Below are 16,365 nucleotides of genomic sequence, written 5' to 3' on the forward strand. Positions count from 1 at the left end.
TCTTGACCGTATCGTCTTCGGCCTATACCTGTTTATGACCATTTTCTGACACGCCGCGGTCTCGCGGTCCCGCGGTCCAGTCCGGTCCTGACATGCCATTGCCATCGTCCGCGCGTGCGTTGAAGAAGCCTCGTCTCGATGACGAGGTGCGTTTTCTCCGATCATGGATCGAAAAGCCCCTGCACATGGGCGCGGTGATGCCGTCGGGCAAGCTGCTGGCCCGGACCATGGCGCATTACGTCGATATCGACTCGGACGCACCAGTGGTCGAGCTCGGTCCCGGCACCGGCGCCATCACCTCGGCCCTGGTCGAGCGCGGCGTCGACCAGAAGCGCCTCGTCCTCGTCGAATATAATCCCGGCTTCTGCGCGCTGCTGCGCGATCGCTATCCGCAGGCCAAGGTGGTGCAGGGCGATGCCTATCGCCTGCGCGACACGCTCTGGAACGTGTTGAGCGCGCCCGCTTCCGCGGTCGTCTCCGGCCTGCCGCTCGTGACGAAACCGATGCTGACGCGGCTGCGGCTGATCCGCGACGCCTTCACGGCGCTGGCGCCGGGCGCGCCCTTCGTCCAGTTCACCTATGCGGTGGTCCCGCCGATCCCGAAATCGCTGCCCGGCGTGTCCACAGAGGCTTCGGAACGGATCTGGATGAACCTTCCGCCGGCCCGCGTCTGGGTGTATCGCAAGGACTAATTCCGCCGGCATCACCCTTTGCGCGGCGGGCTCGTTTCGCCGAACGCATGGAAGCGGATGTCCGCACCCAAAATCCTGGTCATTCCCGGCTCGCTGCGCACCGGCTCGCACAATGCGAAGCTGGCGGCGGTCGCCGCCCATGAATTCGCCCTGGCCGGCGTCGACGTCACCCGCGTCTCGCTCGCCGATTTTCCGCTGCCGATCTATGACGGCGATCTCCAGGCCAAATCAGGCGTGCCGAAGCACGCGATCAATCTCAAGCGCATGATCGGCACGCATCACGGCGTGCTGTTCGTCTCGCCCGAATACAACGCCTCCGTGCCGCCGCTGCTGAAGAACGCGATCGACTGGGTCAGCCGCGTGCAGGATCCGCACGAGGCGCGCGGCGATGTTTTCCGCGGCCGTGCCTTCGCGCTCGCCGGCGCATCGCAGAGCCGCCTCGGCGCCGCCCGTGCACTGCAGGCGTTGCGGCTGATCTTGACCTCCTGCCACGCCAATGTGATTGCCAGCCAGCTCACGCTCGCCTTTGCCGACCAGGCCTATGACGATATGGACAAGCTCAAGAACGAAGGCGACATCGCCGCGTTGAAGGAGCTGGTGCGGCAGTTGATCGACATTTCCCAACGCATGATGTGAGGTGACATGACGCCAGCCGAGATCGCCCCGAAGGACCGCCTGATCGTTGCGCTCGATCTGCCCAGCGTCGACGCCGCGGAGGCGATGATCGCAAGGCTCGGCGACAGCGTCACCTTCTACAAGATCGGCTATCAGCTCGCTTATGCCGGCGGCCTGCCGCTGATCGGCAAGCTCGCCGACAAGGGCAAGAAGGTGTTTGCCGACCTCAAGATGCACGACATCGGCAACACGGTGACGCGCGGTGTCGAGAGTGTCGCCAGGCTGGGCGCGACGTTCCTCACCGTGCACGCCTATCCGCAGACCATGAAGGGCGCCGTCGAAGGCCGCGGCAGCGCGAGCCTGAAGATCCTCGCCGTCACGGTGCTGACGTCCTACAACGACGACGATTTGCACGCGGCCGGCTACCGGCTCAGCGTCTCCGAGCTCGTCGAAGCGCGCGCGCAGCAGGCGCAGGTGCTCGGCGTCGACGGGCTGGTGTCATCGCCCGAAGAGGTCGGCGCCTTGCGCAAGATCGTCGGTCGCCAGATGAGCCTCGTCACTCCCGGCATCCGGCCGGCGGGCGCGGCGAGCGGCGATCAGAAACGCATCATGACGCCGGGCCGTGCGATCACTGCCGGCGCCGATTATCTCGTCGTCGGGCGGCCGGTGGTGGAAGCTGCCGATCCGAAGGCTGTCGCCGAGGCCATCCAGGTCGAGATCGCGCAAGCGCTCGGCTGAACAACAAACCAGGAGAAGAAGAATGGCAGCAAAGGGCTATTGGATCGGACGCGTCGATGTGTCCAATGACGAGGGCTACAAGCCCTATGCGGTCGCCAATCTCGCGATCTTCAAGAAATTCGGCGCCCGCTACGTCGTTCGCGGCGGCCGCTTCACCACGGTCGAAGGCCAGAGCCGCACGCGCAACGTCGTGATCGAATTTCCCGACTACGAGACCGCGATCGCCTGCTACAACTCGCCGGAATACCAGGCCAACATCAAGGTGCGCCAGCCGCACTCCATCGCCGACCTCATCATCATCGAGGGCTATGACGGCCCGCAGCCCTGAAGACGGATTGTCACGAAAGCATATCCCGGTTTGACGCGAGCATATCCGGCTCTCGCGGACAGAACGCGCATAGGATGATCGTGCGCGATCGGGATATCGCCTCGACGGCCTCATTCGATCGAACGAGTGAGGCCGTTCGCAGCTGAGATGAAGACCTCATTGGGTCCACCAGCTTGTCGTATTCTTTTGTCCCCAAATGGGGATTGCTGCATCGCTCTCCTTTCATCCAAGGTTGCTTGATTGGAGCCCACGCCGATCGGTGATGGGTATCAAGCCAAACCCGAAATCTGCGACGTCCATGACGGGCCGCAATGCGCCCCGTGTCGCGCATTTCCATGCAAAGGGAGCGGAGATCATGGCAGTGATCATCGGAACAGCAGGCGACGATGTATTGCCTGGCACAGCTGCGGACGATCAGATCTTTGGCCTTCAAGGTAACGACACCATTACTGGCCTGGCTGGCAATGATACCGCAAGCGGCGGCGCGGGCGACGATTCCATCGATGGCGGTACCGGCAACGACACCCTGGATGGAAATGCCGGTATCGATACCATCACCGGTGGCGATGGCGATGACACGATCAATGGCGGCGCGGGCGATGACACGCTGAACGGAAATGCCGGCATCGACATCATCCATGGCGACCAAGGCAACGACACCATCGATGGCGGAACCGGCGATGATCAGCTCTTTGGTGACGCCGGCGACGACGGCATCCACGGCGGCGACGGCAATGATGACATTCATGGCGGCGCGGGTGCCGACACCCTGTGGGGCGACGCCGGCAATGACACGTTGAGCGGCGACGCCGGCGATGACGTCTTGAACGGCGGCAACGGTGACGACGTACTCACCGGTGGCTTCGGAGATGACACTCTGAATGGCGACGCCGGCAACGACACGCTGAGCGGCGGACTTGGCAATGACCTGCTGAATGGCGGTACCGGTGACGACGTCCTGAACGGCGGTTTGGGCGCCGATACGCTGAATGGCGACGATGGCAACGACACCATGCATGGCGACGCGGGCGACGACATCATGGATGGCGGCGCCGGTAACGATACGATGTTCGGCGATGCCGGCGACGATGAAATGGCCGGCGGCGCGGGTAACGATGCCATGAGCGGCGGTGCCGGTGATGACGAACTCGCCGGCGGAACCGGTAACGATACGCTCGAAGGGAACGCCGGTGATGACACGCTCGACGGCGGCGACGGCACCGATACCCTGAATGGCAATGCTGGAGCCGATATCCTCTCGGGAGGCAATGGCAATGACACCTTGAGCGGCGGTGACGGCGACGACGAGTTGGACGGCGGCAACGGCGCCGACGTCCTCGACGGCGGACTCGGCGACGATGTACTGACGGGAGGTGCGGGTACCGACACGCACAATTTCGGCGACAACACGGCTACCAACTTCGGCAATGATGAAGTCACCGATCTCAGCTTCGCCGACGGCGATGCCGTTGTTGTCGATGCTCCGCCAGGCTTTGACCCGGCTACGGTGGTCGTGGACGACGACGGCACCAACACCGTGCTGGATTTCGGCTTCGGTGCCATCCAGCTCGACGGCGTCACGGGCGGTGCGACTCCGTTCGAATCGATTGACGACATCAACACTGCCGCTGGTTACGACGCCATCGCAGTTGTCTAGCTCCAGCCCGCGGGGCGGCTGTCAGGCCGCCCCGCCCGCTCTGCATTTTGTTCCAGTCAGTGATAGTGCCGGCCAGTTATGTATTCGCGTAACCGTGGTGCGATCCCAGCATCTGACCAGAGATTGCTGGTGACCTTGATTCCGGGACGATCCGCGTTGGGGTGGATCGTCTGCTTTAGCGTGTCCGTAAACCTGCTGCTCCTGGTCGTACCTTTCTATTCCATCGAGGTGTTCGACCGTGTGCTCAGCAGCGGCAGCATTGAGACGCTTGTCGGCCTCACCGTCATCGCCGTAGGTGCCCTCGCCTTCAGCGCTGCGTTCGATACGTTTCGTAACCGCCTGTTGAGCCGGTTCGCCGTCGGGTTCGAGCACTGCCTCGCTCCGATCATCCTTGAAGGCAGCATCACCGGCGCGGCGCCGGCCGACGGCCGGCCGCATGATCTCGTCAAGCTTCGCGAGCTGAGAACCTTCCTGTCGAGCGGAACGGTGACATCGCTGATAGATGCGCCATTCCTTCCGGTGTTTATTCTCATCCTGTTCTTCCTGCACCCCTGGTATGGCGTCATAGTCCTGATCGGGGTGGGGATCCTGCTGGCGATGGGCGTTGCAAGCCACTGGATCGCGCGCGGGGAAATCGCGCAGGCCTCTCAGGCCGCGTTGAAGACCCAGGCGTTGCTCGATGGAATCGTCCGGCACTCCGGCGTGGTGCGGGCGATGGGCTGGACCCGAGGCGCCATCCGCGCGTTCATGAGCCTCAACGATGAAGCCCTGTCTCCGGTCGTGCGGGCGAGCGAACGCATCTACACGATTACGGCCGCCGCGCGAATGGTCAGGACCATCCTGCAGATTGCCGCGATCGGTGCCGGTGCCTGGCTCGTGCTTCAGAACGAGGTGCTGTCCGGCAGTCTGATCGCGAGTTCGATCCTGATCGCCCGCACATTGCAGCCCATGGAAGGGTTGGTTTCGGCCTGGCGCGCATTGGCATCTGCGCAGGACGCCTGGACGCAAGTCTGCAACGCCGCGATGCCGGTTCTTGCGCGCTCGCAGAAGACGCTGCTTCCGCCGCCATCCGGCATTCTCCAGGTCGAACGGGTGACATTCCGGATTGGCGGCGTGCAGCGTCCCATTCTCGCGGGCATCTCATTTCAGTGCCGCCCTTCCGAACTTGTCGTCGTGATCGGACCGACCGGCGCTGGAAAGTCCACATTGCTGCGCTTGATGGCAGGCCTCGAGCGGCCGAGCACCGGCACGATCCGGCTGGACCGCGCAGCACTCCATAACTGGGATCCCGATCAGCTTGGGCAATTCGTCGGCTATCTTCCCCAGGACGTGCAGCTCCTGGGCGGAACGGTGGCCGAAGCCATTGCCGGGTTCAATGAATGCGCACAGGACAAGGCTATCGTCGCCGCGGCCATGCTTGCGCAGGCGCATGAAATGATCCTGTCCCTTCCGGCCGGCTATCAGACCGAGATCGGCCGCGACGGCAGCAGGCTGTCCGGTGGCCAGCGCCAGCGCATTGGTCTTGCACGTGCCTTCTTTGGCGATCGCAAATTGATCCTGCTGGATGAGCCCAACGCCAATCTCGACCCGGACGGCGAAGAAGCATTGTGCTCCGCGATTCTATCAGCCAAGGCCCGCGGCGCAGCATCGGTGATCGTGACCCATCGGCCGCGCCTGTTGACCATCGCAGATGCCGTGCTCCTCTTGAGGGACGGCAACCAGATCACCTTCGGCCCCCCCTATGAGGTTCTTCGCACCCAGCGGCCGGCACCGGTCCCCACTCGGGCCGTGGTCCCGCGCGATGCCGAACCGCAGAGGCTGACGGGGTGGAGAGCGGGGCCATGACGCAGACTGGTCAAACCATCGCGATGCCCGCGCCTGTCGCTGGCCCCCGGCCGAAGTCCTGGCCGACGGAGCAACCGCGATCCGACATGCGACGGATCATCGCCTGGGGTTGCGTGCTGCTCGTCCTGCAATTTTGCGGCTTCGGCTTGTGGGCAACCACGGTTCCGCTCCGCGGCGCGGTCGTGGCGCCGGGATTCATCAAGGTGCATTCGAAGCGCAAGGCAGTGCAACATCTGGAAGGCGGGATCATCAAGTCGATCTATGTGCGGGAAAACGATCACGTCGAAGCCGGGCAACTCATTGCACGGCTCGACACCGCGCAGATCGAAGGCACTCTTGGCTCCCTTGAGACAAAGTTCTTCGCAGACCTCGCGATGGAGGCCCGTCTGGCAGCTGAGCAAGACGGTGCGAAATCAATCCGGTTTCCGGACGAATTGCGCGAGAGTGCAGCTCGTCCCTCCGCCCGTATCGCCATTCAAACCCAGGAGGCTGAATTTGCTGCGCGACTGGCGGCGATTGAAAACGAGCGCAAGGTGATCGACCAGCAGATGCTGCAAAACGCCGACTCCATCCGCGGCCTGGAGAGCAACACGCAAGGACTCGAACAACAACTCGTATTACTCCGGGAAGAGATCTCCGATACGAGCTATCTGCTGGCGAAAGGCCTCGCTCGAAAACCGCGTGTGCTGGCGTTGAAGCGTGCCGAAGCCGAGGCCGCTGGACAGGTCGATCGCAATGCCGCATCAATTTCCGAGATGCAGGGCAAGATCGCGGAGTTGCAGGACAGACGCCGGCAGCTCGGGTTCAACCAGAATCAGGATATCGCCAAGCAGCGCCACGCGACCAGCGAGGAAATCGGCGACCTCAGACATCGAATTGCCGCGTTGCGCTCCCAGCTTGTTCGGTCTGAACTGCGTGCCCCGGAAAGTGGAAGGATCGTCGGTCTCAATAGCAGAGACCTCAACGCCGTGCTTGGACCTCGGGAAACCCTGATGGAAATCGTTCCGACGCAAGATCGGCTTGTCATCGAGGCGACATTGAAGCCTGCGGATCGGGAAGAGGTCTATGTCGGACAGATGGCGCGCGTGCGGGTTCACGCGCTGAATATTCGTCGCCGGCCGATGCTCGAGGGAAGGGTCGTCGGCGTTGCGGCAGACGCACTGACAGACTCCAAGTCCGGCGTGAGCTCTTACCTGGCCGAGGTTGAGCTGGACCCCAAGGCGCCAACAGCCTCCTACATCTCGACATTGATGCCTGGAATGCCCGTCGAGATATTTGTCGAGACGGGGGAACGAACCTTTGCTGAATATCTTTTGCAGCCAATGACGCTACGGATCAACCGTGCGTTCAGGGAGAATTAAAAGCGCTGGTAAGGGGTGGGCCGGCCTACGAGGGAGGCGACCGTGCATGAGTGCAGTAAGGCACTACCTTCCGCACAGGATGATTTTCGTTCTGATCGCGTCGAGCGCGCCTCGAAGCAGGCCAATGACGGATGCGGTCCACCAGGACCAGGTCCGGAGCCACGTCCGCAACAGACCGCAATGGAATATTTCGCGAAGGCCATGGCGGAATTGCTCGGCTGCAGGAATTGTTACGTAGCCCTGATATCCGGCTCCGGACTGGAAGAAGTCAGAATTGGAGACGCTCCTACCGATCCGTCATGTCCGACAATGGTTGAGCGCTTCGCGCGCAAGGGCACAGCCGAGGATGTTGCCTCGCTTGAGCCGGTCAATTCCCGGACCTCCTTCGTGCGGAAGTTGATCGGCGCCGAACCCCCGATCAATGGTCATTCGGTCATTGGCAGGTTTGCGTCCAGTGAGCGCGCCACTGTCGTATTCGTGGCCGGATGGCGGCCGGCCGCGCTTGCGGCAGCCGAGATTCCCGGTCTGGCGCATACCGTGCGCCCGATATGGAAGGCGGCTCATTCAATGGCCCGGCAAAAGCCGGGGCATGTCGATGCGCAGATATGGCTCGAAGAGCTGACCTTTCCCGCCATCGTCGCGGACCAGGCTCTGCACGTTTACGCTGTCAATCGTGGTGGACGAATGCTGCTTGCCAAGCGCGAGCTGCTAAGGATGGACGGAGGAAAGCTCGCTGGCTCGTGCGGTTCCGTGACCGAAAGCTTGCGAGGGGCGATCGCGAAGGTGCTCGTTGAGAGCGCGACCCATGGAGGTTGCAATACTACGGTACCACTTTCGACGGATCGTCAGCAATTCGCCTTCGCCAAGATCGGCGCTGTCCCAACGCATGACGAGCTGGGAAAGGCCCTCATCGTCGTGCCGCAGTTCGATGACGTGCAGGGCGCGCACTGCATCGCGTCTGCCTTCGGGTTGAACTGGGCCGAGGAAAGAATCGTCGGCCGGATTCTCCAATTCCAGTGCCCTCGCGATATTGGAGCCGCGCTTCGACTAACCGAGGCAACGGTGCGGACCTACACCAAGAGGATCATGCTCAAATTGGGCATCAATCGACAGTCGGAATTCTTTCTTCTGTATCATCTCACCCAGTCGCCTTTTGGCGCTGGCAGGCGCGAGAACCCGATGATCCGGCCGGCCTCCGACAGCCGATTGATCGACGACGATCCGATGGGATTGCGGACGGCGGACAAGCGTTCGCCTGATTGAGTGCAGGGAGCTCCGTGAGGTCGAGCCGCATGAGCTGCGCAGGTTTCCTCTATCGGGCGCTCGCTGCGCTGGCATTGGCGGGGACCGGCTTCCATGCCGATGCCCAGGGCATCCAATTGGCGCTTCCGATTGATTGCGAGCCCGGCCGTTCCTGCTACATCCAGAATTACACCGATCTTGATCCGTCCCGGTCGGCGCGAGATTACAAATGCGGCACGCTGACCTATGACAACCACAACGGCACCGACTTTCGCTTGCCCTCACTGGCGGCGCAAAAGGCCGGCGTGGAAGTGCGCACAGCGGCAGGTGGTCGCGTTCTTCGGACACGCAACGATGCTCCGGACGACGCTTTCACGAAATCGGGACGCGACGCCGTGCGCGAGGCCGAATGCGGCAATGGAATCGTCATCGAGCATCCGGAGCAGTGGGAAACCCAGTACTGCCACCTGGCCGCCGGCAGTGTGCTGGTCAAGCCGGGAGACAAGGTCGAACCCGGACAGCCGATCGGCCGCGTCGGTCTCTCCGGCCTCACGGAATATCCTCACCTGCATTTCACCGTGAGGCGCAACGGCGCGGTCGTTGATCCCTTCGCGTATGGCGTTCGTCCAGAGTCCTGCGAGGGCGGTCAATCCCTCTGGCTTCCCGCCCTCCGCTCGAAACTCGAGTATCAGGAACGCGCCATCCTCAATGCAGGCTTTACGACCGGTGCGGTCACGATGGAACTCATCGAGGACGGTACTGCCGAGCGGCAAACGCCGTCCGCCGGTTCGACCGCAATCGTCGCGTTCGTGCGCGCGATCGGGCTGAAGGCAGGCGACGCGCAATGGCTGGTCGTCAAGGATCCCCTCGGGAATGTCATTGCGGAAAATCGGTCTGCGCCGCTTCAGGGCAGCAAGGCGCAATTCATGCTGTTCGCGGGGAAGAAGCGTCCCGCTGGCGGTTGGGAACGTGGTTCCTACAAGGCCACTTATGTTGTCGAGCGCGACGGCCAAATCGTGCTCAAGAAGGACCTGGATCTCGTGCTCTAGCCCTGCGCCTATGTTCGGGGGAGCCCAGGCCCACGAGCGGTTTAGAGGCCTGATCGGTTGCCGGAACGGCCCGCTCCCGCTATAGGGCGTGGAGAGGGTGAGCCATGTCCGATATGCGTTTGATTGTTGCTGGGGCCGGCGGCCGGATGGGCCGGGCGCTGACACGAGCGATTGCCGAGAGCAAGGGCGCGGTGCTGGCCGGCGCGCTGGAGGCACCGGGCTCCGAACTGCTCGGCAAGGATGCCGGCGTGCTCGCGGGCCTCCCCGCCAATGACATCAAGCTCTCCGCCGACCTCTGGGCGATGTCGAAAGACGCCGACGGCATCCTGGATTTCACCGTGCCGGCGGCGACCATCGCCAATGTCGCGATCGCGGCCCAGCGCGGCCTCGTGCACGTCATCGGCACCACCGGCCTTTCGGGCTCCGATGATGCCGTGATCAAGAGCGTCACCAACCGCGCAGTGGTCGTGAAGTCGGGCAACATGAGTCTCGGCGTCAACCTACTCGCGGCGGTGGTCAAGCGCGTCGCCAAGGCGCTCGACGAGAGTTTCGATATCGAGGTCGTGGAGACGCATCACCGCATGAAGGTCGATGCGCCCTCGGGCACCGCGCTCATGCTGGGCCAGGCGGCCGCCGCCGGCCGCGGCATCGCGCTCGACGAGCATTCGGCGCGCGGTCGTGACGGCATCACCGGCGCGCGCCGGCCGGGCGACATCGGCTTTGCGTCGCTACGCGGTGGCACCGCGGCCGGCGATCACACCGTGATGTTCGCGGGTCCGTTCGAGCGGTTGACGCTGTCGCATCACGCCGAGGACCGCATGCTGTTCGCCCATGGTGCGCTGAAGGCGGCGCTGTGGGCGCATGGCAAGAGCCCCGGGCTCTATTCGATGGCCGACGTGCTTGGCCTCTCCGACATCTGAAAAAAACGGAAAGCAGTTGATGAGCGAACGTCTTCTCGTGCTCGTGCGCCATGGCCAGAGCGAATGGAATCTGAAGAACCTTTTCACGGGCTGGAAGGATCCTGATCTCACCGAGCTCGGCGTGAAGGAGGCCACGGAAGCGGGCCGCAAGCTGAAGGCGCAGGGCCTGGTGTTCGACGTCGCCTACACCTCGGTCCTGACGCGTGCCCAGCACACGCTGGATCTCATCCTCGGCGAGCTCGGCCAGAAAGGCCTGCCGACCTCCAAGGACCTCGCGCTGAACGAGCGCGACTATGGCGATCTCTCCGGCCTCAACAAGGACGACGCCCGCAAGAAATGGGGCGAGGACCAGGTGCTGATCTGGCGCCGTTCCTACGACGTGCCGCCGCCCGGCGGTGAAAGCCTGAAGGATACGCTGGCGCGCGCGCTGCCTTATTACGTGCAGGAGATCCTGCCCGGTGTGCTCAACGGCAAGCGCACGCTGGTCGCCGCCCACGGCAACTCGCTGCGCGCGCTGATCATGGTGCTGGAAAAGCTCTCGCCCGAAGGCATTTTGAAGCGCGAGCTGGCGACGGGTGTGCCGATCATCTACCGGCTCAATGCGGATTCGACCGTGGCGTCGAAGCTGGATCTGGCGGGCTAGTCTTCGCCTCAAACGCCAGTGCCGTAGGGTGGGCAAAGCGCAGCGTGCCCACCATCTGTCGGCGATCGCGGAAATATGGTGGGCACGGCGCTTTGCGCCTTTGCCCACCCTACGAGACCTACTGCATCCCCATCTGCCCGGCTTCCCAGCCTAGCATCGCCTGCTTGCGGGTGATGCCCCAGTGATAGCCGGTGAGCGTGCCGCTCTTGCCGAGTGCGCGGTGGCAGGGCACGACGAACGAGACCGGGTTCTTGCCGACCGCAGCGCCGACAGCGCGCGAGGCCTTCGGGCTGTTGATGTTGCAGGCGATGTCGGAATAGGACACCGCGCGGCCCATCGGGATCTTCAGCAGCGTCTCCCACACCCGCACTTCGAAATCGGTGCCGATCATGACCACGCGCAGCGGCTGGTCCGGCCGCCACAGCTTCGTATCGAAGATGCGCTGTGCGAGCGGTGCGGTGCCTTCGTGATCCTCGACGTAAGTTGCGTTGCGCCATCGCCGCGTCATGTCGGCGAGCGCGACCTTCTCTTCACCGGGATCGGCGAAGGCGAGGCCCGACAGGCCGCGATCGGTCGCGATCACGATCGCCGTGCCGAACGGCGAGGGATGGAAGCCGTAGCGCAAGGTGAGACCCGCGCCGCCGTTCTTCCATTCGCCCGGCGACATCGCTTCATGGGTGACGAAGAGATCGTGCAGCCGCCCCGGCCCCGAGAGACCTGAGTCGAGTGCCGCATCGAGAATGCTCGCGGAATCCCGCAGCAGACCCTTGGCGTGGTCGAGGGTGAGGGCTTGCATGAAAGCCTTCGGCGTGATCGAGGCCCAGCGGCGGAACAGATGGTGCAGCTCATCCGGCGTGACGCCGGCCGCATCCGCCATCGCTTCGATGGCCGGCTGCGTGCGCCAGTTCTCCGAGATGAACGCGATCGCCCGGCGCACGGAATCGTAGTCGCGCAGCGCGGCATTCTGGGGGCCCGGCTTGGCCAGGCGCTGGTCATGTATGGCGAGTGTCATCATGAGAAGAAATGTAGGAGAGCGAAGGCTCCGAAACCACCCGATTTCCGACTGGAATCAACTGATGGGGTTGTAGGTCGGGCCACGCTTGGCGGCGTTCAACGCCTCGACCAAGCCTTTGTAAAAACTTGCTTTTTCGTCTGGGCCGAGGAAGCGGCCGATCTGGATCTGGTGGCCGCGCGAGATCAGATAGAGATGCTCGATGCCAAAGTCCTCGTCGATCTCCATGTCGAGACGGACCCAGAGCGGATTGAACGTCCATTCGGCGACCTGGCCGCGATGGCTGATACGCCGCACGCGCAGTTCGGACACCGTGACTGAAATCTCCTCGCGCGCCCGCGCGGTGCGGAAATTGGCCTTGAAGGCCCACCAGACCACCATCACGTCGAGGCCGAAAAAGCCGAGCACCGGCCAGGCGCCCTTCATCAGGAAGGCGAGGCCGGTGGCAAAGCTGACGACGCTCAGGAACAACATCACGGCGAGGAAGCCGGTGCGGTTCAGCGAGCGGTGCGGCGTCAGCAGCGCGGAGAAGATCTGAGGCTCGGCCTCGCTTTCAGATCGCTTGCGCTCAATTTCGTTGCCTGTGCTCATCGTCCCTCAGTATATCCCGATCATGGCGAAAATCACCCGCAAGCCGGCCCCGCGCAAAGCGTCCGTGCCGAAGAAAAAGGCAAAGGCGACTGTTGCGAAGCCAAAGGCTCCCGCCAAGAAATCGCTCAAGGCCACCAAGCCTTGGACGCCGGCCGAAATTCACGAGGTCTTCAGCCGCTTCCGCAAGGCCAATCCCGAGCCGAAAGGCGAACTCGAGCACGTCAATCCCTTCACGCTGCTGGTCGCCGTGGTGCTGTCGGCACAAGCCACCGATGCCGGCGTCAACAAGGCGACGCGCGCATTGTTCGAGATCGCCGACACGCCGCAGAAGATGCTCGACCTCGGCGAAGAGCGCCTGCGCGAATACATCAAGACCATCGGCCTCTACCGCACCAAGGCCAGAAACGTCATCGCGCTGTCGGCAAAGGTGCTGAGCGATTTCGGCGGCGAGGTGCCGCGCACGCGCGCCGAGATCGAGTCGCTACCCGGCGCCGGGCGGAAAACCGCCAATGTCGTGCTCAACATGGCCTTCGGCGAGCACACCATGGCGGTCGACACGCATGTCTTCCGCGTCGGCAACCGCACCGGCCTCGCGCCCGGCAAGACGCCGCTCGACGTCGAGCTTGGTCTCGAAAAGGTGATCCCGGGCGAGTTCATGTTGCATGCCCATCATTGGCTGATCCTGCACGGCCGCTATACTTGCCTCGCGCGCAAGCCGCGCTGCGAGGTTTGCCTGATCAACGATCTCTGCCGATGGCCGGAGAAGACGGTCTGAGGCGGCAACTGCCGTCATTCCGGGACGGTCCAAAGGACCGGACCCGGAATCTCGAGATTCCGGGTTCGATGCTGTGCATCGCCCCGGAATGACGGCAGTGAGATTCGAGTTCAAGCGCAGCCGGTTTTGGGGGCAGGTCGTGAGTCAGCAGGAACAAGTCTCGTCACCGCCACCCCCTGCCGCAGCGCCGGCCCCGCCGCCGAAGCCGACGCAGCGGCCGGCGAGCTCGCTCTGGAGCCGTCTCGCGATCCCGTTGTTCGCCGTGATCGTCGCGCTCGCCTTCGTCGCGCTGGCAACGCTGCGCTTCGACGAATGGGTCGGCAATGCCGTGGTCCAGACCACGAATGACGCCTATGTCCGCTCCGACCTGACGCGGCTCGCAAGCCGTGTCTCCGGCGAAGTGCTGACCGTTGGCGTTACCGACTTCCAGCGCGTCAAGGCCGGCGATCTCCTGATCCAGATCGATCCCGCCGACTACCAGGCGCAGGTCGCGCAGTCCGAGGCCGCTGTCGCCGCCGCGCAGGCCGTGCTCGACAATCTGAGCAACCAGGTCGAGCTGCAATATGCGACCATCGCGCAGGCACAGGCCGCGCGGCTGTCCGCGGAAGCGCTTGAAGTCGAGGCGCGGCAGGAGCAGGAGCGCCAGCAATCGCTGTCGCAAACCGAATCCGGCACGCGGCAGCGGTATGAGCAGGCGGTCGCCGGCTACGCCAAGGCGCAGGCCGACGTGCGCGCCAGCCGCGCCGTCATCGCCGCGCAGCAGCATCAACTCGAAGTTCTGCAGGGTACCAAGAAGCAGCGCGCCGCCGATGTCGAAGCGGCCAAGGCGACGCTGGCGAGCGTGAAACTGAAGCTTGGTTACACCAGGATCACCGCGCCGTTCGACGGTGTCGTCGGCGAGCGCCAGGTGCAGCCCGGCGACTACGTCAACATAGGCACCAACCTCATCAACGTGGTGCCGCTGCCGAAGGTCTATGTGATCGCGAACTACAAGGAGACCCAGCTCACGCACGTCGCGCCGGGCCAGCCGGTCGAGATCACCGTCGACAGTTTTCCGCGCGAAAAGCTGCGCGGCCGGGTCGAGCGCATTGCGCCCGCGACCGGCGCGCAGGTGGCGCTGCTGCCGCCCGATAATGCGACCGGCAATTTCACCAAGGTCGTGCAGCGCATTCCCGTGCGGATCCAGCTCGACGACAACCAGCCGTTGCTGGCGCGGCTGGTGCCGGGCATGTCGGTCGTGACCAGCATCGACACGAAGGCCGGAAATGGCGGACAATGACGACGCCCGCCGCGGACCGGTCTCGCGCGGCGGCGTCGCGCCACAGCCTCTGTTCGCCGTCGCGGCCGTGCTGCTCGGCTCGTTCCTCGCCAATTTCGACAGCCGGCTGACCACGGTCGGCCTGCCGGACTTGCGCGGTGCGTTCTCGCTCTCGTTCGACGAGGGCGCATGGCTATCGACCGCCGGCATCGGCTCGCAGATCCTGATTGCGCCGGCGGTGGCGTGGCTCGCGACCGTGTTCGGCCTGCGCCGCGTGCTCGGCATCCCGAGCCTCGTCTACGCTGCGGTGTCGCTGATCATTCCCTTCGTGCACGATTATCCGACGCTGCTCGCGCTCAGCGTCGTGCACGGCCTGCTGCTCGGCACCTTCGTGCCGGCGACGCTCATGATCGTGCTCCGCAACCTGCCGATCCGCTGGTGGCTGCCCGCGATCTCGCTCTATTCGATCCGCGTCGGTTTCGCGCTGGATACGTCGAGCTCGCTGGTCGGCTTCTATGTCGACCATCTCGGCTGGCAATGGCTGTACTGGCAGGGCGTCGTGGTCGCGCCCCTGATGGGCCTGATGGTCTATCTGGGCACGCCGAGCGAGCCGGTGAACCGCGCGCTGCTGCGCGAGGCCGATTGGGGCGGCATGCTGCTGCTCGGCGCCTCGGTCTCGATGATCTATGCCGGCCTCGACCAGGGCAATCGGCTGGACTGGCTCGGCAACGGCACCGTGATGGCGCTGCTCATTGCGGGCGCCGTGCTGTTCGTGGCCTTCCTCGTCAACGAGTCGCTGGTGCGTCAGCCCTGGGCGCATGTGAACGTGCTGTTCTCGCGCAATATCGGGCTGGGGCTGGTCTTGATCCTGCTCTACACACTGACCAGCCTCTCCAACTCGTCGCTGGTGCCGAATTTCCTCGGCAATGTCGTTCTGCTCCGGCCGGAGCAGAGCGGGATGTTGCTGCTCACCTACGGTGCCCTGCCGATGTTCGTGCTGGTGCCGATCTCGATCTGGCTGCTGCGGCATTTCGATACGCGGTTCGTCGTGGTGCTGGGCTTTGCCTGCTTTGCCGCGGCCAATCTCTGGGGCACGCAGCTCAGCCATGTCTGGGCGCGCGAGGATTTTGTCGGCATCGTGCTGCTCCAGGCGATCGGGCAGTCGTTGATCCTGCTGCCCCTCATCATCACGCTGCTGTCGAACGCCGATCCGAGCCGTGCCACCTCCTTTGCCGCCTACATCCAGATCATGCGGCTCGGCGGCGCAGAGATCGGTATCGCGCTGATGGGAACGTGGCTACGCGTGCGCGAGCAGGTGCATTCCTTCTATCTCGGCCAGAATCTCATGGTCGGCGATGCCGATGTGGTGACGCGGCTCAAACAGCTTGCCGACCATTTCGCCGCTCATGGCGCCGGCTCGGCGCCGGCGCGCGCGGTCGGCACGCTCGCCGGCTTGGTCCAGCGCGAGGCCAATGTGCTCGCCTATATCGACGGCTTCTGGCTGTGCTTCTGGCTCGCGATCGTCGCGCTGGGCTGCATTGCGCTGATCACCCGCGCGCCGCCCGGTCCGTTCACGCCGGCGCCGTTCGGCTTCGCCAGGATGCTTTTGCGCAAATGCGGGGTGCAGGTGACGTAGCTG

General features: G+C 63.9%; 16 protein-coding genes. 14 read left to right on the plus strand and 2 right to left on the minus strand.

The window, feature by feature from the left end:
• Nucleotides 1–92: 92 nt before the first annotated feature.
• From NLM25_RS01870 to NLM25_RS01920, 11 genes are all read left to right on the plus strand, one after another.
• On the plus strand, nucleotides 93–692 hold the full coding sequence (locus NLM25_RS01870) for a class I SAM-dependent methyltransferase (protein WP_027561640.1): 600 nt from the start codon (nucleotides 93–95) through the stop codon (nucleotides 690–692).
• A gap of 57 nt (nucleotides 693–749) precedes the next feature.
• Nucleotides 750–1,328, plus strand: a complete 579-nt coding sequence (locus NLM25_RS01875) for an NADPH-dependent FMN reductase (protein ID WP_254114782.1) — start codon at nucleotides 750–752, stop codon at nucleotides 1,326–1,328.
• A 6-nt stretch (nucleotides 1,329–1,334) separates the two neighbouring features.
• A complete protein-coding gene (gene pyrF / locus NLM25_RS01880) occupies nucleotides 1,335–2,045 on the plus strand; it encodes an orotidine-5'-phosphate decarboxylase (RefSeq protein WP_254135819.1) in 711 nt (236 codons plus the stop codon).
• A 22-nt stretch (nucleotides 2,046–2,067) separates the two neighbouring features.
• Nucleotides 2,068–2,373, plus strand: a complete 306-nt coding sequence (locus NLM25_RS01885) for a DUF1330 domain-containing protein (RefSeq protein ID WP_254114780.1) — start codon at nucleotides 2,068–2,070, stop codon at nucleotides 2,371–2,373.
• A 355-nt stretch (nucleotides 2,374–2,728) separates the two neighbouring features.
• Entirely contained in the window at nucleotides 2,729–4,030 is a 1,302-nt protein-coding gene (locus NLM25_RS01890; RefSeq protein WP_254135820.1) for a calcium-binding protein, read from the plus strand.
• 129 nt (nucleotides 4,031–4,159) lie between these two features.
• The gene (locus NLM25_RS01895; protein ID WP_254141094.1) at nucleotides 4,160–5,875 is read left to right on the plus strand and encodes a type I secretion system permease/ATPase; all 1,716 of its coding nucleotides are present in this window, start codon (nucleotides 4,160–4,162) and stop codon (nucleotides 5,873–5,875) included.
• A gap of 86 nt (nucleotides 5,876–5,961) precedes the next feature.
• A complete protein-coding gene (locus tag NLM25_RS01900; RefSeq protein ID WP_254135821.1) occupies nucleotides 5,962–7,236 on the plus strand; it encodes an HlyD family type I secretion periplasmic adaptor subunit in 1,275 nt (424 codons plus the stop codon).
• A gap of 180 nt (nucleotides 7,237–7,416) precedes the next feature.
• Complete coding sequence (locus tag NLM25_RS01905; RefSeq protein ID WP_254135822.1) at nucleotides 7,417–8,499, plus strand: helix-turn-helix transcriptional regulator; 1,083 nt, start codon at nucleotides 7,417–7,419, stop codon at nucleotides 8,497–8,499.
• A gap of 29 nt (nucleotides 8,500–8,528) precedes the next feature.
• A complete protein-coding gene (locus tag NLM25_RS01910; protein WP_254135823.1) occupies nucleotides 8,529–9,527 on the plus strand; it encodes a M23 family metallopeptidase in 999 nt (332 codons plus the stop codon).
• Between the two features lie 104 nt (nucleotides 9,528–9,631).
• Nucleotides 9,632–10,447 (plus strand): 4-hydroxy-tetrahydrodipicolinate reductase, encoded by an 816-nt coding sequence (dapB, locus tag NLM25_RS01915; protein ID WP_254135824.1) that lies wholly within the window; start codon nucleotides 9,632–9,634, stop codon nucleotides 10,445–10,447.
• Between the two features lie 19 nt (nucleotides 10,448–10,466).
• Nucleotides 10,467–11,090 (plus strand): 2,3-bisphosphoglycerate-dependent phosphoglycerate mutase, encoded by a 624-nt coding sequence (locus NLM25_RS01920; protein ID WP_028155497.1) that lies wholly within the window; start codon nucleotides 10,467–10,469, stop codon nucleotides 11,088–11,090.
• A 118-nt stretch (nucleotides 11,091–11,208) separates the two neighbouring features.
• Here NLM25_RS01920 and NLM25_RS01925 read toward each other — a convergent pair whose 3' ends face one another.
• Complete coding sequence (locus NLM25_RS01925) at nucleotides 11,209–12,105, minus strand: bifunctional helix-turn-helix domain-containing protein/methylated-DNA--[protein]-cysteine S-methyltransferase (protein WP_254135825.1); 897 nt, start codon at nucleotides 12,103–12,105, stop codon at nucleotides 11,209–11,211.
• 54 nt (nucleotides 12,106–12,159) lie between these two features.
• Nucleotides 12,160–12,693, minus strand: coding sequence for a DUF2244 domain-containing protein (locus NLM25_RS01930; protein ID WP_254135826.1), 534 nt, complete (start codon nucleotides 12,691–12,693; stop codon nucleotides 12,160–12,162).
• 22 nt (nucleotides 12,694–12,715) lie between these two features.
• Here NLM25_RS01930 and nth point away from each other — a divergent pair, with 22 nt between their 5' ends.
• The 3 genes from nth (at nucleotide 12,716) to NLM25_RS01945 (ending at nucleotide 16,362) form a co-directional block, all read left to right on the plus strand.
• Complete coding sequence (gene nth / locus NLM25_RS01935; protein WP_254135827.1) at nucleotides 12,716–13,468, plus strand: endonuclease III; 753 nt, start codon at nucleotides 12,716–12,718, stop codon at nucleotides 13,466–13,468.
• Nucleotides 13,469–13,607: 139 nt separating this feature from the next.
• Complete coding sequence (locus tag NLM25_RS01940) at nucleotides 13,608–14,747, plus strand: HlyD family secretion protein (RefSeq protein ID WP_254135828.1); 1,140 nt, start codon at nucleotides 13,608–13,610, stop codon at nucleotides 14,745–14,747.
• Nucleotides 14,734–16,362, plus strand: a complete 1,629-nt coding sequence (locus tag NLM25_RS01945; protein ID WP_254135829.1) for an MFS transporter — start codon at nucleotides 14,734–14,736, stop codon at nucleotides 16,360–16,362. Before NLM25_RS01940 ends, NLM25_RS01945 begins: the two co-directional genes overlap by 14 nt.
• Nucleotides 16,363–16,365 lie beyond the last annotated feature (3 nt).

Source organism: Bradyrhizobium sp. CCGB01, assembly GCF_024199795.1.
Lineage (GTDB): Bacteria > Pseudomonadota > Alphaproteobacteria > Rhizobiales > Xanthobacteraceae > Bradyrhizobium.